This is a genomic window from Klebsiella oxytoca (genome assembly GCF_009707385.1).
GTDB classification, from domain to species: Bacteria; Pseudomonadota; Gammaproteobacteria; order Enterobacterales; family Enterobacteriaceae; genus Klebsiella; species Klebsiella oxytoca_C.
Map to the genome: position 1 here is coordinate 3,445,507 of NZ_CP046115.1, position 21,627 is coordinate 3,467,133.

A 21,627-nucleotide genomic window follows, 5' to 3' on the forward strand; every position below is an offset into this window, starting at 1 on the left:
AAGGGCCAGTTGGCCCTTTCTTTTATTTAGATAAACAGCACTGCTTGTATTTCTTACCGCTGCCGCAAGGACAAGGATCGTTGCGTCCGATCTTCGCCTCATTTCTGACAGGCTGCTGAACTTCTGCCGGTTGAGCATGCTCGGTCCAGTAGTTGTAAAGCGCCAGGGCGGCAGGACGGATCCGTTCAACGCTGGCGATAAACGCTTCAGCGGATAATTCATCAAGCGCCTCGAAACGCTCCTCGGTACCGTGCAGAGCGATAACGTCGAGTTCCGCCTGCAGCCCTGCTGGCAAAGCTGACCAGTCGCTCAATCCGACGCCGCGCATATAGCCAAAGCACCACTCTTCAACGATAGTAAGCTCCTGCCCTTCCTCTTCACGGCTGCCAAACATCGGCTCGAACTGATCGGGATAATCGCTTAAACGCTCGGCAATATCGCTCATTTGCTGCAGCGTCAGGTTAACGAAACGATCGCGCTCGCGATCGTTGGCCCAGCGCGGCACGTTATCCGCCCCGCCCCAGATAGCTATCAACCACTGCGCAGGTTCAATCTCCACGGGCCCGGAGAGAATCGCGGTCAGCAAGCCATCCAGTTCGGCAACGTCCATGATGGTGCCTTCTACCGCGTATTTCGACAGGACATCGTCCAGCCATTCAACTTCGCTTTCGTTCAGGGGTCCAGTTTTCATAAACAGGCTCATCGTCGTAAAAAATGGCGCTTACAGTAGCGGAAATAGCGAGAGAAAACTACCCGACTACTGAAGCTTGAGATGACGAACAGTCTCCGCAATTTCGCTAAAGGCATCAGAAGAAAGCGGTAACAGCGGTCGCGGTAAGCAGTCCTCAGCACACAGACCAAGGATCGCTGCCGCTGCGGCGGTAACTCGCAGGCTACCGCCATACTTTCGGTATAACATCCACAGCGGCTCCAGCCTGGCGCCGATCGCCGTCGCCTGCTGCGCATCACCCCGCCTCGCGGCCGCCACTATTTCCATGGCTATCTGTGGGAAAAGCCCAGCACACACCGAATACCAGATCTCACAGCCGGCGTTCAGACCATCTGCCGCGCAGGCATCGCCGCTAATGCCGATAGTCACGCTAGCGGGTAGCTGCTGTCGCAGGCCGTGAATCCGATGGACGACTTCGTTTTGAGCCGGAGCCGGTATTTTAATCGAGGCAATCCCCGGCAGAGCGGCAATTGCGCCTTTGAGCGCATCCGAAGTAGAAATATGTGTGGTCACAGGATTGTCGTAAACACAAACTGGTACAGAAACATGTCGCGTAACCGTCTGATAGAACGTCAAAATCTCTTCTTCCGTCAGGGGCTGATAAGCAATTGTCGGCAGAAGGAGCGCGTTAGCGCCTGCCTGCTGCGCGTCTTCTGCCAGACGGAGAACCTGGTCGGTGCCCACCGCTCCGATACCGACCATAACAGGAATCGCGCCAGCATGATTTTTTGCCTGGCGGATAACCTGCATTCGCTGTTCACGGCTCAGGTAGGCATAGCTTCCCGTGGAACCCAGCACGCCGAGTGAATCAACTTCACTGTCAACCAGTCGAGTTAAAATTCGCGCAAAAGCGGTTTCATCAACAACATGATGCTTTAACGGCGTTAGAGGAAAAGCGCACAGACCAGTGAACATGTCGACCCCACTTATTGAAATAATGATTGATGGCCGGAAGATACTAACAGCAGGAGATGACTTTGTCCTGGGACAAAGAGAGTATGCGGTGAGAATGATGCTCTGCAGAGATGTTATAAGAGACAAAAACAAAAAAACCACCCGTAGGTGGTTTCACGACACTGCTTATTGCTTTGATTATTCTGTTTTTATCCCAATGGTACCCGGAGCGGGACTTGAACCCGCACAGCGCGAACGCCGAGGGATTTTAAATCCCTTGTGTCTACCGATTCCACCATCCGGGCTCGGGATAGAAATTGGAGGCGCGTTCCGGAGTCGAACCGGACTAGACGGATTTGCAATCCGCTACATAACCGCTTTGCTAACGCGCCTTAATGCTTTAACACCCGCGAATGCCGATGTTTTAAACTGGAGCGGGAAACGAGACTCGAACTCGCGACCCCGACCTTGGCAAGGTCGTGCTCTACCAACTGAGCTATTCCCGCATCATCAAGCTAATTTGCTAATTAGTTGATTTTGTTATCGTCTGCCAGACTATGCTGCCGTTCGATGCGTTGCATTCTACTTACCTGGCGCAATGAGTCAACGATATTTTTTAAAACCTTGTGTTATTTGCTGAAAATTACGCCGAAACGATCACTGTTCAAGCAAATCGCCGCGCGCCGCGTTCAAATATTGCAGCATGGACCACAAAGTCAGTACCGCCGCCACGAGGAACAGACCAATCCCGGCCCACTCAACCCAGATATTTGGCCGCCACAGCATCCACACCAGCGCCGCCATTTGCGCCGTGGTTTTGACTTTACCTATCCAGGATACCGCTACGCTGCTGCGCTTACCCAGTTCCGCCATCCACTCACGCAGGGCGGAGATAATAATTTCCCGGGCAATCATCGTTGCGGCCGGTAACGTCACCCACCAGGTATGATAATGCTCGGCAACCAGTACCATGGCGATAGCAACCATAACTTTATCCGCTACCGGATCGAGGAAAGCACCGAAACGGGTGCTTTGATTCCAGCGACGAGCCAGGTAGCCATCGAACCAGTCGGTCACGGCGGCAACAAAAAAAATCAGCGCGCAGACAAAAGGAGCCCAGGCAAACGGCAGATAAAACGCCAGCACAAAGAATGGGATAAGAATGACGCGAAACAGAGTAAGCAACGTAGGGATATTAAATTGCATAGTAACGGGTAACTATCTGTTGTAAGTAAAAATTAGCCCTATGTTGCTACAGAGCCCCTAATGTTTCAACGAGTAGAAGATCTTTTCTGCCAGACCGTGAGATATACCCGGTACTTTGGCAATTTCTTCGACGCTGGCTTTCTGCAATCCCTGCAGACCGCCCATATATTTGAGCAGCATTTGTCGACGTTTGGGTCCGACTCCTTCAATAGTTTCCAGCGTACTGGTGCTTTTTACTTTTGCCCGTTTTTTACGGTGGCCGGTAATCGCATGATCGTGCGACTCGTCGCGAATATGTTGAATCACATGCAGCGCAGGAGAATCCGGAGGCAGGCTAAAACCCTCACCTTCCGGTTCGAAGAATAACGTCTCCAGCCCGGCCTTACGATCGCTGCCTTTCGCCACGCCTAATAAAAGGGGATGACTTTTATCCCACGGCACATCCAGCTCGGCAAAAACCGTTTTCGCCTGGCCAAGCTGACCTTTGCCGCCGTCTATCAGGATGACGTCGGGAATCTTACTCTCTTCTATCGCCTTGCCGTAGCGACGACGCAGAACCTGATTCATCGCCGCGTAGTCATCTCCCGGCGTTATACCGTCGATATTATAGCGGCGATACTCAGCCCGCAGTGGCCCGTTACTATCAAAAACAACGCACGATGCGACCGTCTGTTCGCCCATCGTATGGCTGATATCAAAGCACTCCATCCGCTTGACGGCTGGAAGCTTAAGTAGTGTGGCAAGCGCCTGCAGGCGTTGAGTTATGGTTGAATGCTGGGAAAGTTTAGTGGTCAGCGCCGTTGCGGCGTTAGTTCGCGCCAGCTTCAGGTAGCGGGCGCGGTCGCCTCGGGGCTTAGTCTGTACATTAACCCGGCGTCCGGCCAGTTCGGATAAGGAATCCGCCAGCAGGGTTTTATCGCCGAGGTTAAAATCGAGCAGGATCTCGCTCGGCAGCGTGCGCATCTGGCTGCCCTGTAAATAGAACTGGCCGACAAAGGTCTCCACCACTTCGCCCAGCTCCGTGCCATTGGGCACCTTGGGGAAATAGCTGCGGCTACCCAGTACTTTACCCTGACGTATAAAAAGGACATGCACACAGGCCATACCCGCATCAAACGCCACGCCGATAACATCCAGATCGTCACCGGTGTTAGAGACAAACTGCTTCTCGGTCACCCGGCGTACGGCCTGAATCTGGTCGCGGATCCGCGCGGCCTCTTCAAACTCCAGCGCCTGGCTGGCTTTTTCCATGCGGGCTATCAGCTGAGTGAGTACCTGATCATCTTTACCCGCAAGAAACAGGCGTACGTAATCGACCTGTTGCGCATACTCTTCCTCACTCACCAGTCCGGCGACGCATGGCCCCAGGCAGCGGCCGATTTGATACTGCAGGCACGGTCGCGAGCGGTTGCGATAAACGCTGTTCTCACACTGGCGGACAGGGAAGATTTTTTGCAGCAGGGCTAACGTCTCACGAACCGCATAGCCATTTGGGAACGGGCCAAAATACTCGCCTTTCGCGTGCTTCGCTCCGCGATGCGTCGCCAGCCGAGGATGGGTATCACCGCTCAGGAAAATAAAGGGATAAGATTTATCATCGCGCAGCAGCACGTTGTAACGCGGCTGGTATAGCTTGATGTAGTTATGCTCAAGCAGCAGCGCTTCCGTTTCGGTATGGGTCACGGTGACGTCAATCTGCGCGATCAGCGCAACCAGCGCCTCAGTTTTACGCGAAGCCAGGTTGCTGCGAAAATAGCTGCTAAGCCGCTTTTTCAGATCTTTTGCTTTGCCGACATAGATAACAGTACCGCCAGCATCGTACATACGGTAGACACCCGGCTGGCTGGTTACTGTTTTCAGGAAAGCTTTTGCATCAAAAACATCACTCACTGATTTGCTAACGACTCCGCATTGCACAGGCCATGGCGAATTGCCAGGTGCGTCAGCTCCACGTCACCATGAATGTTCAATTTACTGAACATACGGTAACGGTAGCTATTCACGGTCTTAGGACTCAGATTTAACTGCTCTGAGATCTCATTGACCTTCTGACCTTTAGTGATCATTAGCATAATCTGCAATTCTCGCTCAGACAAACTGGCAAACGGCGACTCCGCCTTTTCCGGTTCGATCTGGCTTAGCGCCATCTGTTGGGCGATATCAGATGCAATGTAACGCTGACCTGAAGCCACGCAGCGAATAGCATTAACGACCTCCTGCGGCGCAGCGCCTTTACTAAGGTAGCCAGCAGCGCCGGCCTGCATGACTTTCGCAGGCAGCGGATTTTCCGTATGGACGGTAAGCATAATCACTTTGGCATCAGCAACAGAACGGGCAATTTTTCGGGTAGCCTCAAGGCCACCGATACCCGGCATGTTCATATCCATCAGGACTACATCTACAGGATTCGCGCGGCACCACTTCACGGCATCTTCACCGCAGCAGGCCTCGCCAACAACTTTAATCCCTTTAATATCTTCCAGAATGCGTCGTATCCCTGCGCGCACTAGTTCGTGGTCATCAACAAGAAGGACGTTGATCAAAGGAATATTCTCCAGAATTAGGGATAACGCTACTGATAGCTTATCAACCACATATTACCGGGTTTTATCGTAATTTTAAAAGCCAAAAAATGTTCTGTGAAAAATTTCTTACGCTGTAATGGAAATTTGCCTGCACACTTACTGGAAAGCCATACATAACATAGAGTTGTGTAATGGGTGTTTTTTAACATTCATCATACAGATTACGTAAAAACACAACACATGGCGTAGAAAATAAATATACGCCTGAATATGTAACAATTATTAACAGTAAATAGTCACCATGGAAAAATTAACATACGTAGAGCTAATGATTACGCATTATTCAGTCCATTAAACTATTCACGATTCAAATGAGAGAACATAAATCAAGCACTCCTTTTTTTTGCTTTGCTTGTGGTATACTGCGCCGCCTTCACTTTTAGTCATGCGCATTTGCGCAGAAAGCAAACGAGGATATAGATGAGCACACCAGATTTTTCCACTGCGGAAAATAATCAAGAACTGGCACAGGAAGTATCGTGTCTGAAAGCGATAATGACGCTGATGCTTCAGGCGATGGGTCAGGCTGATGCGGGCCGAGTAATTATAAAAATGGAAAGGCAAATCGCGCAGATGGAAGACGAGGCTCAGGCTGCCGTATTCTCCAGCACCGTTAAGCAAATTAAGCAGGCATACCGTCAGTAAACATTTGCCGGCTGAAGGGATGACTTACAGCCGGTCTTTAGTCTGTCACGCAGAACGCTAATTTAGTTCAAATTAATCCCGTTGCAACCGCGTAGCAGGCAATTTGCGTCTTGTTAGGCGCATTGAATTTTCGTTGCATATTCTTCTGATGGAAGTTGACGGTATTTTCTGAGATAGACAGAATCATTGCGACCTCAGCCGAGGTTTTCCCTTCCGCCGTCCACTTCAAAATCTCCAGTTCGCGCCGACTGAATTTCATTTCCGGCGGCATAACCATCTCGTCCTCCAGTCGTAATAGCGTCAGCAGACTCAACTCGGTCAGCGTCTTTAAACGCATTTCCATTTCATCTTCCGCAAAAGGCCCCTGGTGCTGGCTCTGGCCTGAAACGGACAAGAAGCCATAAGCATGATTTGGCAGCGTCAGGCACTGCGTCACGCCCTTGCGTAATCCATGATCGCGCGCGCCATCCCACAATTCAGGCGTGTCGTGGAAAAGCTTATCGTTCCAGGGGAGATGTCCGCGAATGAAATTCTCTTTACGCAATACCGGGTCGATCGCAAAATAATTCTCTGCCTGATAATGCGTCATCCAGGCCTGAGGATAGGTCGATCGCAGAGTGACCCTTGGGCGAGTGAAAGGCACGGGATGTCGTACGCAAAGCGCGAAGTAGTCATATTCCAGTCCTTTTGCCTCCTGCTGTAGAAGATTATAAACCTCCTTCCCTGCAGATACTGACTGAAATTGTTGCAGCATTTCCCGCCGCCAGCTGAAAAAATCATTGTCCCTCATAACTGACCAAATTACTCCCAGGTGATAATCAATATTATAAATACATAAAACTAACACATAAACATTACTTATATGTGTAAAATATCGCATCCATCGCATTTATTAGATTGCGATTGGTAAAAGTGCCGGATTCGTTAGAGAGTATGCCAATTTTTATGGCATAAAACCTTGACAGAGCTATCGGTGTTGATCATAGCCAAGAGCAAAACATTCATTTTTTTGATGAAAATCGATAATTTGATAGATGGCTGACCGTATCCGCCGGCATGAAACTTAAGCGGAAAACGGTCAGCGCAATGATATTACTGCATCAGGAATTTTTCGAGGAACTGCCGGGTTCGCGGCTGCTGAGGATTGGCAAACAGTGATTTCGCTTCCCCCTGCTCGACGATGCGTCCTTGATCCATGAAAATAGCGCGGTCCGCCACGTCGCGGGCAAAGCTCATCTCATGCGTCACGATGACCATCGTGCGTTTCTCTTGCGCCAGCTGGCGAATAGTATTAAGTACTTCCCCTACCAGTTCGGGATCTAACGCCGACGTTGGCTCATCAAAAAGGATGACATCCGGACGCATCGCTAGCGCGCGAGCAATCGCCACGCGCTGCTGCTGCCCGCCGGATAAACGACGCGGATAGCTATTTTCTTTACCGGTAAGGCCAACCTTTGTTAACAGCTCGCGCGCGCGGACGATGGACTCATTTTTATCCTCCCCTTTGACGATAACCGGCCCTTCAATAATGTTTTCTATCACCGTACGGTGCGGGAAAAGGTTAAAGTTTTGAAATACAAAGCCAACATGCTGGCGCAAGCGGCGAATAGCCGCTTTCTGCTGATTGATGCTGCGCGCGGTATCGATAGTCACTTCACCGACGCGAATGGTGCCGCTTTCCGGCTGTTCCAGAAGATTAATACTGCGGAGCAGAGTGGTTTTACCCGAGCCGCTGGGGCCGATAATCGCCACCACTTCCCCCTCCTGAACCTCAAGGTCGATGCCATGGAGCACCGTTTGACCATGAAATTTTTTCACCAGGTTTTTTACTTCTATCGCACTCATTTTGGATCACGCTCCTGGCGGTTCAGCTGATTTTCAAAGTAGTTTTGCAGCGTGGAAAGTACCGTTGCCATTATCCAGTAAATAAGCGAAGCGGCCAGGTACATGGTGAAAACCTCAAGCGTACGCGAGGTAATCAACTGCGCCTGCCGGAACAGTTCTGGTACCTGGATAGTTGCGGCCAGCGAGGTATCTTTCACCAGGCTGATAAAACTGTTGGAGAGCGGCGGTAGCGCGACGCGCGCGGCCTGTGGAAGAATCGCCCGGCGCATCGCCTGCCAGCGCGTCATTCCAATACTGGCAGCTGCTTCCCACTGCCCTTTATCAATAGAGGCAATTGCCGCGCGCAGCGTTTCCGCCGCATAGGCCGCTGTGTTCAGCGACAGCCCTATCATCGCTGCGGGAACAGGATCCAGCTCAATGCCGAACTGCGGCAAGCCGTAATAGATCATAAACAGCTGCGCGATCAGCGGCGTTCCACGAAAAATGGAGATGTACATTCGCGCCAGCCATTTTACTGGCCAGACGGGCGACATCCGCATTAGCGCCAGAATAAACCCCAGCACCAGACCAAAAAACATGCCGCCGATGCTGAGCTGGAGCGTAAATACCGCCCCCTTCAGCAGAAAAGGCGCGGAATCAATAACCAGTTGGATACTCTCTTGCATTCTATGTGTTCTGCATTAGATATGGGGATGATAGGCGAATAGCGCAGGCGCGCCGCCGGTATGAACAAACAGTATTGGACCTTCATCCTTAAAGCGCTTCTGATTGATACCATCAATCAGCCCGGCCATCGCTTTACCGGTATAAACCGGATCCAGCAGAATGCCTTCGAGCTGCGCCAGCAGCTTCACCGCCGCCATTCCTTCATCGTTCGGCGTCCCGTAACCCGGCGCAAAGTAATCGTCCCAAAGCTGAATGCCGACCCTGGCCTCAAGTTCCAGGCTACTTGCCACCGCCTGCTGTAGCGCAACGACTTTAGGCAGTTGGTCGACGACTTTACGCGACACGGTAACGCCAATTAACTCGGTATTTGGCATCAGTTGCTCAAGGCCCACCGCGAGGCCCGCATGCGTGCCCGCGCTGCCGGATGCGACAACGACGGAAGAGAGTTCCACCGCCCCTTCGCACTGCTGCGCAATTTCCAGCGCGCTCTCGACGTAACCAAGCGCGCCAAGCGCGTTCGACCCGCCCACCGGGATGACATACGGACGGTAACCCTGAGCTTCAATTCGGGTCGCCAGTTCTTCCAGCTGCGCATTCGGATCGGTCAACGCATCGCACATCTCGACCTGGGTATTAAACAGGTCAAGCAGCAGTCGGTTACCATTAGTCAGGTAGTTCTCAGCCCGGGTACCAATTGGATTTTCCAGCAGCGCCACGCAGTGCAGACCCAGCTTTGCCGCCACTGCCGCCGTCTGGCGAACATGGTTAGACTGGATAGCTCCTGCGGTTATCAACGTATCGGCGCCTTCACGCAGCGCATCAGCTGCCAGAAACTCCAGCTTGCGTAGCTTGTTGCCGCCCATCGCAAGCGGTGTCACGTCATCGCGCTTAATGAAGATTTCACGGCCAAGGTAATCGGACAAACGCGGCAGATATTCAAGCGGCGTCGGCGCGCCAATCAGCTCCAGGCGCGGAAATAGGGTTAAATTTTGCAGTGACATTGGACCTCCTGACTAAGTTATCCTTATTATGCACGCTGTTACGTACGAAATAAAAAAAGGCGCTATTAAGAGCGCCTTTTTTTCATCGCCAATCGTTACCTGGTCACGTCAGCGCCAAACCATTTTTCGGACAGTGCCTTCAGGCTGCCGTCTTTTTGCATATCGGCAATGGCGCCGTCAACCGCTTTCAGCAGGTCTTCGTTGCCTTTACGCAGCGCTACGCCGGACTCCTGACGGGAGAAGGCTTCACCGGTGACAGCAAGGGTATCGCCGGTTTTCTTCACCAGATCCAGCGCGGCCAGACGGTCAACCAGAATCGCGTCGATACGACCTACGCGCAGGTCCTGATATTTCGTCGGGTCATCATCATAAGTGCGAATATCGACGCCCTGAACGTTCTGGCGCAGCCACTCTTCATAGTTGGTGCCCAGACCTACGCCAACCTTCTTACCTTTCAGGTCAGCTGCGGTTTTAATGACCCCTTCGTTGCCTTTCTTCACCAGCGCCTGAATGCCGGAAACGGTGTATGGCGTCGAGAAGTCATATTTTTTCTTACGCTCATCGGAAATGGTTACCTGGTTTATCACCACATCGATACGCTTAGAGTCCAGCGAAGCGAGCATACCGTCCCACTTTGTAGGCTTGAGGTCTGCTTTCACTCCTAAATGTTTCGCCAGCTCATTGGCAAAATCCACCTCGAAACCGGTTAACTTGCCATCATCGCCCTGGTAGCTAAAAGGCGGATAGGTTCCTTCGAGGCCAACACGTAAAGCGCCGCGCTCTTTAACCTGGCTAAGCAGATTTTCAGCCGCGAAGGTTTGTGTGCTGACGCCAGCCATCAAAACTACGGCCATTGCGCCCATCAGCGCTTGACGACCCAACAATGCAAGTTTCATAGATACCCCTGGCAGATTATATTTTTGAGGAGTGTAAAGCAGTTAGCAGCAACACCCAACATCATTACGCTACATCATATTCCAAATTATTATATATGATGCTTTTTGGTACGGAGTGAAAAGGTAGCCATAACGGCTGCATTTTGCCGGATATCTCTCATACTGCAATAGTCAGCTTGATGACGTCTGGAGCATGGAAGATGAAAAACCCCACGTTACTGCAGTGCTTTCACTGGTACTATCCCACCGGCGGCGAATTATGGCGTGAAGTAGAAGCCCTCGCGCCAAACCTCAACGAAATCGGCATCAATATGATTTGGTTGCCTCCAGCCTATAAAGGCGCTTCCGGAGGATACTCCGTTGGTTACGATAGCTACGATCTGTTTGACCTCGGCGAGTTCGATCAAAAAGGCTCTGTCGCCACTAAATATGGCGATAAAGCTGAGCTCCTGGCTGCCATATCCGCGCTCCGCCAGCACGATATCGCCGTGCTGCTTGATGTCGTGGTTAACCACAAAATGGGAGCTGATGAAAAAGAGGCAGTGCGTATTCAACGTGTCGATCAAAACGACCGCACACAAATTGCCGAAGAGATAGTTGAATGTGAAGCGTGGACGCGTTACACCTTCCCGGTTCGCGCCGGCAAGTACTCCGAATTTATCTGGGACTATAAGTGTTTTAGCGGTATCGACCATATTGAGAACCCTGATGAAGATGGCGTGTTTAAAATCGTCAATGACTATACCGGAGAGGGCTGGAACGAGCAGGTTGATGATGAGATGGGGAACTTCGACTACCTGATGGGCGAAAATATCGACTTTCGCAATCGGGCGGTAACGGAAGAGATTAAGTACTGGGCACGCTGGGTAATGGAACAGACAGGCTGCGATGGTTTCCGCCTCGATGCGGTTAAGCACATCCCTGCCTGGTTTTATAAAGAATGGATCGACCACGTGCAGGAAGTCGCGACCAAACCGCTGTTTATCGTCGCGGAATACTGGTCACATGAAGTCGATAAGCTGCAGCAGTATATCTCCATGGTTGACGGCAAAACGCTGCTGTTCGATGCCCCTCTACAGATGAAGTTTCACGAAGCCTCACGGCAGGGTCGCGATTACGACATGAGCCAGATTTTCAGCGGCACCCTGGTGGAAGCCGATCCGTTCCATGCCGTGACCCTGGTGACCAATCATGACACCCAGCCGCTACAGGCGCTGGAAGCGCCGGTAGAGGCCTGGTTCAAGCCGCTGGCTTATGCCCTGATTTTATTACGTGAAAATGGCGTGCCATCGGTATTTTATGCGGACCTGTTCGGCGCCAGCTATGAGGATACCGGCGGCGATGGTGAAACCTACGCCATTGAGATGCCGGTTATTGAGCAGCTACATGAACTGATCGATGCCCGCCAGCGTTTTGCCCACGGCGTACAGACGCTATGGTTCGATCATCCGAATTGCATCGCCTTCAGCCGAAGCGGGACCGAAGAGGATCCCGGCTGCGTGGTCGTGCTATCCAACGGTGACGATGGTGAAAAAACGCTGCCTTTGGGCGAGAACTACGGTAATAAACGCTGGCGGGATTTTCTCGGCAACCGCGAGGAAGTCATTGAAACCGACGATGAAGGAAACGGTGTGTTTACCTGCAACGGTGGCAGCGTAAGCGTCTGGGTTATTGAAGAGGTGCTGTAGAAAATTGAGCCAGGCCGCGGGCTGACAAGGATGCAGCCCGCCAAACAATCACTGCCCGTTTGCAGGCGCTGTAGCTTTTTTCCAGGCCTGTTCACACTCCGGAGTGAGGCGATCGACCCGCTTGAGCGACATCCGGTCGTAGCTTAGCGTATCCCCTTCCCGCTCAATCGGATACACATCCACAGCGGAGGTTACATTATATACTGCGTCATTACGCTTCATTAATTTACCCGGCATAACGATAACCCGCTGCCACTGTCGGCAATCAAGCGTATCGCCGTCTTTAGTCACGATCAGAGTTGCAATCGCTTCCGGGCTCATCATTTCACGCTGCGGGCCTGCCGACTGCCAGTACCCCTCCAGCCCCGCAGGCGCCGGTGCTTTAACAACATCGTTGTAGCTATCAACCTGAACACACCCGGCGAGGGCCAGCAGTGCGCCAGCAAACGCTATCTTTTTCATCATCCATCCTACCAACCGATAAAAAAACATTGTGGCATTAAAGCATTAAGCTCGCCACTCCTGCCAATCAGGCAACAGAAAGACTCAGAGAGAGTCGGCCTCACGCGATGCAGGTAACAGACTTATGCTTGTATGATAAATTATTCTAACCCATCGAATTAAAACCTTAACCTTAAAGCTGTTATTTTAGCCACTCAATATAAGGATAATCCTATTTTAAAAACCCTCAAAAATGGCAACCTTATACAGGACGGGTATTTATTACTTTTTATTTCCTTCACATAGCGATCGCTAGCCTTTACTTTGCCAATATTCCTGGCAAATTATGGGGTTTCTGACTAAATAGTTCAGGCTGCCTAATGGTTCGAGGGCAGCAGTCATTTTTTATTGCTAACAAAATGGACTTCATCGCTCTTAATTGGCGAGGGATAAATTATCGTTACGTGTTGGTTGAGGATGGGTCATGTCAACGATTATCATGGATTTGTGTAGCTTCACCCGGCTGGGGTTAACCGGGTACCTGACCAGCAGAGGAGTCAGGAAACGCGATATCACGGAAGTCCATAATGCGCCAAACCTGAAAGCTATCTGTGAGACCAGCCGCCCAACTGTAGTATTTATTAATGAGGATTGCTTTATCCACCACGAAGAGAGCAATCAGCATATGCGTCAAATCATTAGCCAGTATCCCGCAACGCTATTTGTTATCTTTATGTCGCTGGCGAATATCCATTTCGACCACTACCTGCTGGTACGCAAAAACTTACTTATTTGCTCTAAATCACTGACCGAAAAAGATCTTGATGATATTCTCGCCAACCGCCTTAAATATGAGAACTATCGTCCTACCCGGCTTAATATACCAACCCTTTCCTTAAGCCAGACAGAATCAAATATGCTTCAGATGTGGATGGCCGGACACGGGACCTCGCACATATCAGCACAGATGAACATAAAGGCCAAGACAGTCTCATCGCACAAAGGCAATATTAAAAAGAAAATTCAAACCCACAATAAGCAGGTGATTTATCACATCGTGAGGTTGACTGAAAACATCACTACCGGAATTCATGTCAACCTGCGTTGAAAGCTGGCGGCGCTGCCGCCAGTTACCTGAAGCGAATCACTCGTCTCGCTCAACGAAAATTCCGTCAGGATGCCCGTTCTCGTTAAAAAACCAGATCCCCAGGGGATAATCTTCCAGCGCAACCAGATACATTACCCCTTCGCTAAACGACTCTATTGCCAGCACAACACCCGGTCGACGTGGGCCGCCATCGGTCTTTACCGTGACACGATCGTTTACCTGCATAACTCATCTCCTCTATTTTTCAGCCAGTGTAGAACAAAACTGCCGATCGCGCAGTGTTCGGCCGGGTAACTGCTGATTTTGTAGACCGTCTATACTTAAAAAGCCCTGTCTTAGTTAAGCGAGGTAGTCGAAATGAACACCGCCAAAGAAAATAAAGGTGTGGGAAACGTTGATGTTGACGCCCTGCTGGCGGCGATTAATGAGATCAGCGAAAGTGAAGTGCAGCGCACGCGGGACGATCCTTATCGCGTCAGTATTGATGGTCGGGACTACCATACCTGGCGTGAACTGGCTGAAGCCTTTGAACTTGATATCCATGACTTTAGCGTCACAGAAGCCAATCGCTGAATTTTGAGCGAAAAAAATCCCGACTCGCAGGAGTCGGGATCAAACTTGCTAATGCAAGAAGCACTTGAAAATTCGTTACACCAGGAAATCCGATGCGCCACAAACATTACCCTCAATTATTTTGCATGACAAGAATCATTCTCGATATAAATCATTGAAAAACGAACCTCGCAGACACCATCAGTCCTGAAAAGCTCACCAGACAAGGAGTTAAGGCATTCGTTCTTCCACGAACGTCCAGAAGACGCCAGATATCTTTTAAGATTAATCCCATAAACATAAATGATATAGATGATTAAATTATGATCTATCCACAAAAAGAATACCTCAACCTTCAGCACAGACCTGATTACGCCCGTTCTGCTTGGCCAGATACAAACGATGATCGGCTATCGACTGCAGATTTTCAAAGTTATAATCGCTGGAATCCTCGCTACAGCTCACGCCAAACGAAGCAGTAATACGCAAAGACGTGCTGTTGCCCAGTAAAATTTCGCGGCTATTAATTCGTATACGAATGCGTTCGGCAATCACCTTCGCATCTTTTAACCCCGTGTTGGGCAGCACTATGCAAAACTCCTCCCCACCAACCCTTCCGGCGAGATCGTCTTCACGAATATGGCTGGAGATAGTACTGGCCACCAGCGACAGCACACGGTCCCCCGCATGATGGCCATGCAGGTCATTAACGCTTTTGAAGTAATCCAGGTCGAGCTGAATCACTGCAATCGAGCGCTTCTGGCGCTCGCTCAGGCGGGTCGCGGCAGTTGCGCGCTCAAACAGGGCTCCGCGGTTTAATAACCGGGTCAATGCATCATGCCAGGCCTGCCATTCCAGGGAAGTCTGCAGCACGCTCATGTTGCGCACCATTCGACGAATAACCCACCAGGAGAGCATTAGCATCAGGGTGAACATCAGCCACATCAGCATCAGAGCAATAGTGATGCTACCAAAATCACCGCGTACGCCTTCCCGGATGGTATGAATACGGATCAGCACCCCATCGAAATTGCGTAATTTTTCCCAACTGATATAACGCGTGACCAGGCGAATCCCTCCGCGATTATCCTGGGCAAACGCGCCGCTCAACAGTTCCTGTTCCGGCGGAGAGAGCGGCGTCAGCACGTTGCCCGGCGCAGAAGATGCAATCAGGTTAAGCCGATTATCATAAAGCTGATATTCACCTTCCTGACCCGTTTTTATCGCATTGACCAGAAACGCTTTCATTTCTTGTACTGAGAAATCCATTGCCAGAACGCCGAGCCAATAGCGCTGGAAATCAAGCGGAATAGAGGCCGTTACTACCTGCATTTCTCGCTGCGATTTGTCGTCGGGAAATGTTTGCCATATGATGCCGCGCGCAGGATTATTACGCTGCGTTTGTCGGATAAACCACGAGTCGCTCGTTGATCGAGAATAAAGCGCCAGCGCCTGCGTTGCATTTTTTGGCTGCTCGGTGGTGGTAAAAAACCCGCTGCGCGATACGTACAGCATACGCTTGGCAAAACCGCGGTTGTTATTGGCTAAACGCAGCATATAACCAAGCTCAAGGGTTGCCATTAGCTCGTTACCGGAATAGGGATTATCGCGAGTAAGAAGCTCGTCGCCGTCGACAAAGGCATCGGCAACGCCATAGACCGGCAGCGTCCGTCGATTGTGAATCTCAACGGACCATATTGGATCATGTCGCTTTGCTAAATAATCTTCCTCAGCCTTGCGCAGCACGGAAAAATCCAGCGGCGTTCCCAGCGCTGACTGCATGCCGTTACGAAAAAAAATCATTCTGTCGATATTAAACTGCAGCAAGCTATCGAAATCATGAGCAACATTTTCAAGATTGTTGCGCTGGTTTGCGACGTAGGCCTCTTCCAGAACCTTGATCTCACGCCATATCAGCAGCGTGGAAAAACAGAAGACGAAAAAAAAACAGAGATTCACCACATATCCGGGGCTTAAAATCTGGCGCAGTTTTTTCACCCACATCGGCTTATCCATCGTTTTCTCGCAGCACGGTTAAAGAAGCAAACGTCATCCACGCTCCCTGTTTATAAAACAATCAATAATATGAAAACGCCCGACTAGTGCCGGGCGTTTATGAAGGGTCAGGCGTGATTTAGCTTCCCTCCCCCTCCGCGTATGAGTTCATCCTCACGAAAGGCCTCACGTTTTACGCCGTAACCGTCATACCAGCGACATTCAACCATGCCGCTGGCAAACCCGGTAACAACCATGCGCGGGCCACCGTTTTTCCGTCTAACTTCATCACTGACCAACAAGACCATTTTTGCCTCCGGTATCAGGAAGAAACAGATTTACCTTAGACGAAGCTGAACCACTTTGCATGCCCTGGAGCACATTTACTCCGCCGAACGACGAAGACCGGCTATCGCTTTCACTCCGGCCAGCACGATCGCGCCAATAATAAATCCCAACACCAGGTTTGCAGCCGTTGGCAACAACGAGGCAATCACGCCATTTTGCCCGTGCGCCAGGTTTTCGATGGCATGATGCAATGGTGTAATCCCATGAACGACGATACCGCCGCCGACCAGGAACATCGCCAGCGTGCCCACCACGGATAACACTTTCATCAGGCGGGGAGCTATCGCCAACAAAGCCTTACCTGACCACTGGGCCAGCGCGCTGGTTTTATCTACCAGCCAGTAGCCCATATCATCAAGCTTGACGATAATTCCCACCAGACCATACACCCCAACCGTCACCAGTAACGCAATGCCGGACAAAATCAGGATCTGATTCAGCAACGGCGCTTCGGCGACAATCCCAAGCGTGATAGCGACAATTTCCGCAGACAGAATAAAATCTGTCCGTACCGCGCCTTTTACCTTGTCCCGTTCAAATGCCATGGGGTCTTGATTTGCCAGGGCTTCAAGCCGCTGCTGACGAACCTGCGGGTCTTCTTTGTGTTTACGCGCCTGTAGGCTGTGCAGCACCTTCTCGACGCCTTCAAAACACAGAAATGCGCCCCCCAGCATCAGCAGCGGCGTAATCGCCCACGGGATAAAAGCGCTGATCAACAACGCCAACGGCACCAGAATCACTTTATTGATAAGTGAACCTTTGGCTACGCCCCAGACGACCGGTAGTTCACGATTGGCCCGCACGCCGGTAACCTGCTGAGCATTAAGCGATAAATCATCTCCCAGTACGCCAGCCGTTTTTTTTGCTGCCAGTTTCCCCATGACCGAAATATCATCAAGTAAAGTGGCAATATCATCCAATAAGGTTAAAAGACTACTTCCCGCCAAAATTGCATTCCTTCATTTTATGGTTGTTCCTGATGAAGTATGAAGCAAAAGCGCTTTTTCGCCCACAGGAGTCCGTAGTCAACAAAAATTTAACCATAGCAGACGAATTAAAACGCTCGCCAGCCTGATAGTTTTCACGTTTACTATACGTCCCCTTTCTATCTCTGCTCCATCGTGAGGAAGTATGTCTACCCGTCAGCTGTTACCGCTCATCGGGGCGTTGTTCGCGTTGTATATCATCTGGGGTTCAACCTATTTCGCTATCGCCATTGGCGTCGCCAGCTGGCCTCCTCTGATGATGGCTGGCGTGCGTTTTCTTTCCGCAGGCGCGGTGCTGACCGCCTGGCTGCTCGCCACCGGCCATAAGCTCCCTGCGCGAAGACCGCTGCTCAATGCGGCGCTAATTGGTATTTTGCTGCTGGCAGTGGGTAACGGTTTTGTCACGCTTGCCGAACACCAGCACGTTCCCTCAGGTATTGCGGCGGTGATGGTTGCGACGGTGCCGCTGTTCACCCTATGTTTTAGCCGTTTTTTTGGTATTGCGACCCGTAAACTTGAGTGGCTGGGTATCGCCATTGGTCTGGCAGGTATCGTCTTGCTCAACAGCGGCGGCAATCTGAATGGTAATCCCTGGGGAGCGCAGCTGATTCTGATCGGCTCTATGAGCTGGGCTTTTGGTTCCGTCTACGGCTCGCGAATTGAACTCCCGACGGGCATGATGGCGGGCGCAATAGAGATGCTGGCAGCGGGGCTCGTGCTGATGATGGCCTCCGCGCTGACCGGAGAAAAATTAACCCAAATGCCATCCTGGTCCGGCATTTTTGCCGTCGCCTATCTGGCTATCTTCGGTTCGCTTATTGCCATCAATGCCTATATGTATTTGATTCGTAACGTCACCCCGGCCGTAGCAACCAGCTATGCCTACGTTAACCCGGTGGTCGCCGTTCTGCTGGGCACCGGTTTTGCCGGGGAAAGTTTGTCTTCCGTAGAGTGGCTGGCGCTCGGAATCATTATCTTCGCGGTCATTCTGGTGACGCTTGGCAAATACCTGTTCCCTGCACGCCGTGAAATCATCTCCTGTAAGGAACAGAAGTAACGTCTAGCAGACCTATGCCTTGAGTATCGATCTGCGCGCACTGGTCGCCGCCGCAGATCCACTCTTCCAGACGCTCGCCCAGCGCTTCATCATTAAGCTTCTTTCGCCCGCGCAGCGCGCACTCCCAGACCACCAGCACCCGCCATCCCTGCTCTACCAGTAACCCAATGTCCCGGCGATCCCGTGCCACGTTTTTGGCTATCTTATCCAGCCAGAATTCGGTTCGCGTCGCGGGAACCTTAAACAGATAGCAATCGTGATGATGCCAGAAGCAGCCGTGGGTAAAGATAACGCACTGATAGTCTGCCACTACAAAATCCGGGCGTCCCGGTAGAGAGGCATCCTGTACGGTGAAGAAAAATCCAGAACGCACCAGCAGCCCCGCAAGCCGCTTCTCAATTGCCGTATCGCGGGTGCCGATCGCGCGCATATTTTTACTACGGGTGGCTTTATCGTGCACGTCAGCCATGGAAAGTCTCTTGTTGACGATGAGCCACTGCCTTTTCAATCCGCGTCTTCAGCAGCTTTGCCACCGCCGCAAACACCGGCACGACCACTGAATTACCAAACTGACGGTAGGCCTGAGTATCCGAGACCGGAATGCGAAAACGATATCCCTGCGGCGTCTCAAAACCCATCAGCCGCGCGCACTCGCGCGGCGTCAGCCTGCGTGGACGTCGAATCTGGTTCTCCGGATCATCAAAATGCTTTTCGCCTAAAGCCCGATCCCAGCCGCGGTCAATGAGGATCTCCGCGCCATCTTTGTAATACCGGGCCGATAGCGTACGCGCCACGCTATGGGGATTTGTCGGGTCAACGAGTCCGTAGCCAAAACCATTCCCTCGCTCCTGATGCTTGCGCGCATAGCGATAGAGATACTTCCACAGCACCCTGGTGAGGATAAACTTGTCGTCAACGATAGGTTCCAGCAGCTCAGCAAACGTTGGTCGATTCGCAGGAAATAGCCTGGCAATATCGCGCAGGCTAAAACCATCGTGCAGCTGGAGGTCGCGGCGGAAACCCACCAGCACAATGCGTTCCCGGTGTTGAGGTAAAAAATGACGTCCGTCAATCACTTTAGGGTCATCCGCTCCGCTATGAGCCGCGTCGGCAACCTCATAACCCAGCTCGTCCAGCGTCTGCATTATGATCCGAAACGTCCGCCCTTTATCGTGGCTCTTCAGATTCTTGACATTTTCCAGGACAAAAATCGGCGGCTGGCGGGCGGCGATAATTCTGACCACGTCAAAAAACAACGTTCCTTGCGTTTCACAGGCAAAACCGTGAGCGCGGCCAAGGGCGTTTTTCTTTGAAACACCTGCCAGCGAAAAAGGCTGGCATGGGAAGCCGGCCAGCAAAACATCATGCTGCGGGATGGTCTGGCGAATGTGCTGCGCCGCTTCTTCATCGCCCACCTCGGGGCGATGGCTCAGCGTGACATCGCGGATATCTTCATTAAATCGATGCTGCTCAGGATCGCAGTACCAGTTGGCTTTATAGGTGCGCACCGCGTGTTTATTCCACTCGCTGGTAAACACGCACTGCCCGCCAATCGCCTCAAAGCCGTGGCGAATACCGCCGATACCGGCAAACAGATCGACGAAGCGGAACCCGTAGTGGGGATGATGGGCTGGCGGTTGCGGAAGGAGAGTGCGCAGGTGGGCTTGCTCCTGGGCACTTATGCGACCTGCCGCGCGCGTTACCGTCGCAACGCGCTTGAGGATAGCCGGACTCCAGTGCTGCTCGCCAACGGCAATCAGCTGTGCCACCAGCGTTTTGACATCATATATTGCCATCAGCTGGCGCAATAACGCCTGCGCGTCTTCTCCGGTATATTCAACCTTTAAAGACGGGGGATTTTCCTTGGATAAATTTTGCGCCATAACCTCAACCAGCCCGACTATTTTTGCAGAGGTTACCATAAATAGCACAGGCAGTTTTAAGCCTGTGGATTAAAGCGCTGCAAAACCGCATCATCAAGAGCCATAGGGTCTCCACGAAGCTCGGCGCTGAGCTTGGCCATAAACTGCACCAGAAAGCGCGCATTATGTCGCGCCATCGCCCTGCCCTTTACTGTTTGCATTGTTTCCGGCAAACGCAGCAGTTTGCACTGGAAATGATCCAGCGCGTACTTTTTGTCATCTAATTCACGGCGTTCGGCAAAGGGATCGTTGGCGTCAAATAAGATATTGTTTAGCGCGCCGGATACCGCGAATACGCGCGCCAGGCCGATTGCGCCTAAAGCTTCAAGCCGATCGGCATCCTGGACTATCTTAGCTTCTTCACTTTGCGGTGCAATGTCCGCGCTAAAACTGTGCGCTTCAATAGCGTGCAGAACCGCCGCACAGCGCTCCGCCGGGAAATCAGGAAAAGATGATTGAAGGATTACCCGCGTTTTTTCAGCTGCCATCACGGAAGAGCGGCTACGCTCAGGATGGTTTTTCGCCAGGCTGACAATGTCATGAAAATAGCAGGCAGTCAGGATTACCAGGCGATCTGCATCAGTGTCTTCGGCCAGCAGCTGCGCGGTGGCCCATACCCGGCGAAAATGCGAAATATCGTGAGCAGCATCGCCTTGCGAGTGATGTTTGCGAAACCAGGCTTCAAATCGCTGCTGCCAGTGTAAAAGATCCATGCGCGTTCCTTTGAGATAAGATCGGCAACGAGCATAGCAACTTTAATCGTGATGTTCATACATCTGCGGGTTGGGACGGGTATACCAGGCGATGGCGCCGAGAATAACGCCGACGATGCCTAAAACCAGAAATCCCAACAGTGCGCCGATCCACTTCCCGGCCGTTGAACCAAGCTCACCATCCATCGTTGCGCCGGGTATGCTCTGAATCTGCCCAACGACCCACCAGTAACGCGCCATCGCCCAAAGGAAATAGCCACAAAAAGCATAAAATGCCCACAGAGCCAGTTTGCCGCCGGGACTTCTTTTCGCTTTCTCTTCCATTCGTTTGCTCTCCATATACTTAACA

General features: G+C 51.6%; 24 protein-coding genes and 3 tRNA genes. 5 read left to right on the plus strand and 22 right to left on the minus strand.

Translation table 11 applies throughout. From position 1 onward, the window contains the following. Window positions 1–22 precede the first annotated feature (22 nt). From GJ746_RS16055 to uvrY, 8 genes are all read right to left on the minus strand, one after another. Complete coding sequence (locus GJ746_RS16055) at window positions 23–691, minus strand: YecA family protein (protein WP_154681089.1); 669 nt, start codon at window positions 689–691, stop codon at window positions 23–25. A 66-nt stretch (window positions 692–757) separates the two neighbouring features. Continuing rightward, window positions 758–1,645, minus strand: coding sequence for a dihydrodipicolinate synthase family protein (locus tag GJ746_RS16060; RefSeq protein ID WP_154681090.1), 888 nt, complete (start codon window positions 1,643–1,645; stop codon window positions 758–760). Window positions 1,646–1,842: 197 nt separating this feature from the next. Beyond that, a tRNA-Leu gene (locus GJ746_RS16065) sits at window positions 1,843–1,929 on the minus strand. Between the two features lie 13 nt (window positions 1,930–1,942). Beyond that, a tRNA-Cys gene (locus tag GJ746_RS16070) sits at window positions 1,943–2,016 on the minus strand. Between the two features lie 38 nt (window positions 2,017–2,054). Next, a tRNA-Gly gene (locus GJ746_RS16075) sits at window positions 2,055–2,130 on the minus strand. A 151-nt stretch (window positions 2,131–2,281) separates the two neighbouring features. Beyond that, window positions 2,282–2,830, minus strand: coding sequence for a CDP-diacylglycerol--glycerol-3-phosphate 3-phosphatidyltransferase (gene pgsA, locus GJ746_RS16080; RefSeq protein ID WP_154681091.1), 549 nt, complete (start codon window positions 2,828–2,830; stop codon window positions 2,282–2,284). A 57-nt stretch (window positions 2,831–2,887) separates the two neighbouring features. Next, entirely contained in the window at window positions 2,888–4,720 is a 1,833-nt protein-coding gene (gene uvrC, locus GJ746_RS16085; RefSeq protein WP_154681092.1) for an excinuclease ABC subunit UvrC, read from the minus strand. Continuing rightward, window positions 4,717–5,373, minus strand: coding sequence for a UvrY/SirA/GacA family response regulator transcription factor (gene uvrY, locus GJ746_RS16090; RefSeq protein ID WP_154681093.1), 657 nt, complete (start codon window positions 5,371–5,373; stop codon window positions 4,717–4,719). The genes uvrC and uvrY overlap by 4 nt, the downstream gene beginning before the upstream one ends. Window positions 5,374–5,835: 462 nt before the next feature. On the opposite strand from uvrY, the gene GJ746_RS16095 reads away from it, so the two are divergent. Continuing rightward, window positions 5,836–6,060, plus strand: a complete 225-nt coding sequence (locus tag GJ746_RS16095; protein ID WP_154681094.1) for a DUF2594 family protein — start codon at window positions 5,836–5,838, stop codon at window positions 6,058–6,060. Between the two features lie 67 nt (window positions 6,061–6,127). Here GJ746_RS16095 and sdiA read toward each other — a convergent pair whose 3' ends face one another. The 5 genes from sdiA to tcyJ all read right to left on the minus strand — a co-directional run bounded on the left by sdiA (window position 6,128) and on the right by tcyJ (window position 10,468). Further along, window positions 6,128–6,850 carry a transcriptional regulator SdiA gene (gene sdiA, locus GJ746_RS16100; protein ID WP_154682749.1) on the minus strand — a complete coding sequence of 241 codons (723 nt, stop codon included), beginning with the start codon at window positions 6,848–6,850 and terminating at the stop codon, window positions 6,128–6,130. A gap of 302 nt (window positions 6,851–7,152) precedes the next feature. After that, window positions 7,153–7,905: an L-cystine ABC transporter ATP-binding protein TcyN gene (gene tcyN / locus GJ746_RS16105; RefSeq protein ID WP_154681095.1), complete on the minus strand. Its 753-nt coding sequence runs from the start codon at window positions 7,903–7,905 to the stop codon at window positions 7,153–7,155. Beyond that, entirely contained in the window at window positions 7,902–8,570 is a 669-nt protein-coding gene (tcyL, locus tag GJ746_RS16110; RefSeq protein WP_154681096.1) for a cystine ABC transporter permease, read from the minus strand. The genes tcyN and tcyL overlap by 4 nt, the downstream gene beginning before the upstream one ends. Before the next feature lie 15 nt (window positions 8,571–8,585). After that, on the minus strand, window positions 8,586–9,572 hold the full coding sequence (gene dcyD, locus GJ746_RS16115) for a D-cysteine desulfhydrase (RefSeq protein ID WP_154681097.1): 987 nt from the start codon (window positions 9,570–9,572) through the stop codon (window positions 8,586–8,588). Window positions 9,573–9,667: 95 nt separating this feature from the next. Then, complete coding sequence (tcyJ, locus tag GJ746_RS16120; protein ID WP_154681098.1) at window positions 9,668–10,468, minus strand: cystine ABC transporter substrate-binding protein; 801 nt, start codon at window positions 10,466–10,468, stop codon at window positions 9,668–9,670. A 200-nt stretch (window positions 10,469–10,668) separates the two neighbouring features. On the opposite strand from tcyJ, the gene amyA reads away from it, so the two are divergent. After that, window positions 10,669–12,156 carry an alpha-amylase gene (gene amyA, locus GJ746_RS16125; RefSeq protein WP_154681099.1) on the plus strand — a complete coding sequence of 496 codons (1,488 nt, stop codon included), beginning with the start codon at window positions 10,669–10,671 and terminating at the stop codon, window positions 12,154–12,156. A gap of 48 nt (window positions 12,157–12,204) precedes the next feature. Here the strand turns inward: amyA and yedD are convergent, their stop codons facing one another. Further along, the gene (yedD, locus tag GJ746_RS16130; RefSeq protein WP_154682750.1) at window positions 12,205–12,618 is read right to left on the minus strand and encodes a lipoprotein YedD; all 414 of its coding nucleotides are present in this window, start codon (window positions 12,616–12,618) and stop codon (window positions 12,205–12,207) included. Between the two features lie 463 nt (window positions 12,619–13,081). Here yedD and rcsA point away from each other — a divergent pair, with 463 nt between their 5' ends. Beyond that, complete coding sequence (gene rcsA / locus GJ746_RS16135) at window positions 13,082–13,705, plus strand: transcriptional regulator RcsA (RefSeq protein ID WP_154681100.1); 624 nt, start codon at window positions 13,082–13,084, stop codon at window positions 13,703–13,705. A gap of 36 nt (window positions 13,706–13,741) precedes the next feature. Here rcsA and dsrB read toward each other — a convergent pair whose 3' ends face one another. Beyond that, window positions 13,742–13,930 (minus strand): protein DsrB, encoded by a 189-nt coding sequence (dsrB, locus tag GJ746_RS16140; RefSeq protein ID WP_154681101.1) that lies wholly within the window; start codon window positions 13,928–13,930, stop codon window positions 13,742–13,744. 132 nt (window positions 13,931–14,062) lie between these two features. On the opposite strand from dsrB, the gene yodD reads away from it, so the two are divergent. Next, window positions 14,063–14,278 carry a YodD family peroxide/acid resistance protein gene (gene yodD, locus GJ746_RS16145; protein WP_154681102.1) on the plus strand — a complete coding sequence of 72 codons (216 nt, stop codon included), beginning with the start codon at window positions 14,063–14,065 and terminating at the stop codon, window positions 14,276–14,278. 327 nt (window positions 14,279–14,605) lie between these two features. Here yodD and dgcQ read toward each other — a convergent pair whose 3' ends face one another. From dgcQ to GJ746_RS16160, 3 genes are all read right to left on the minus strand, one after another. Beyond that, window positions 14,606–16,273 (minus strand): cellulose biosynthesis regulator diguanylate cyclase DgcQ, encoded by a 1,668-nt coding sequence (dgcQ, locus tag GJ746_RS16150; RefSeq protein WP_154681103.1) that lies wholly within the window; start codon window positions 16,271–16,273, stop codon window positions 14,606–14,608. Between the two features lie 107 nt (window positions 16,274–16,380). Then, on the minus strand, window positions 16,381–16,560 hold the full coding sequence (locus GJ746_RS16155) for a YodC family protein (RefSeq protein WP_154681104.1): 180 nt from the start codon (window positions 16,558–16,560) through the stop codon (window positions 16,381–16,383). Window positions 16,561–16,635: 75 nt separating this feature from the next. Further along, window positions 16,636–17,547: a DUF808 domain-containing protein gene (locus GJ746_RS16160; protein ID WP_154681105.1), complete on the minus strand. Its 912-nt coding sequence runs from the start codon at window positions 17,545–17,547 to the stop codon at window positions 16,636–16,638. A gap of 184 nt (window positions 17,548–17,731) precedes the next feature. Between GJ746_RS16160 and yedA the strand changes: the two genes are divergently transcribed. Further along, entirely contained in the window at window positions 17,732–18,643 is a 912-nt protein-coding gene (gene yedA / locus GJ746_RS16165; protein WP_154681106.1) for a drug/metabolite exporter YedA, read from the plus strand. Here the strand turns inward: yedA and GJ746_RS16170 are convergent. The 4 genes from GJ746_RS16170 to drpB are packed head-to-tail and all read right to left on the minus strand — an operon-like array spanning window position 18,618 to window position 21,602. Next, window positions 18,618–19,112 carry a very short patch repair endonuclease gene (locus GJ746_RS16170; RefSeq protein WP_154681107.1) on the minus strand — a complete coding sequence of 165 codons (495 nt, stop codon included), beginning with the start codon at window positions 19,110–19,112 and terminating at the stop codon, window positions 18,618–18,620. The two genes, yedA and GJ746_RS16170, sit on opposite strands and share 26 nt — an antisense overlap. Beyond that, window positions 19,105–20,526 carry a DNA cytosine methyltransferase gene (locus tag GJ746_RS16175; protein WP_195908870.1) on the minus strand — a complete coding sequence of 474 codons (1,422 nt, stop codon included), beginning with the start codon at window positions 20,524–20,526 and terminating at the stop codon, window positions 19,105–19,107. The genes GJ746_RS16170 and GJ746_RS16175 overlap by 8 nt, the downstream gene beginning before the upstream one ends. 56 nt (window positions 20,527–20,582) lie before the next feature. After that, window positions 20,583–21,278: a phosphohydrolase gene (locus GJ746_RS16180; RefSeq protein WP_154681109.1), complete on the minus strand. Its 696-nt coding sequence runs from the start codon at window positions 21,276–21,278 to the stop codon at window positions 20,583–20,585. A 42-nt stretch (window positions 21,279–21,320) separates the two neighbouring features. Continuing rightward, the gene (drpB, locus tag GJ746_RS16185; protein WP_154682751.1) at window positions 21,321–21,602 is read right to left on the minus strand and encodes a cell division protein DrpB; all 282 of its coding nucleotides are present in this window, start codon (window positions 21,600–21,602) and stop codon (window positions 21,321–21,323) included. Window positions 21,603–21,627: the final 25 nt, after the last annotated feature.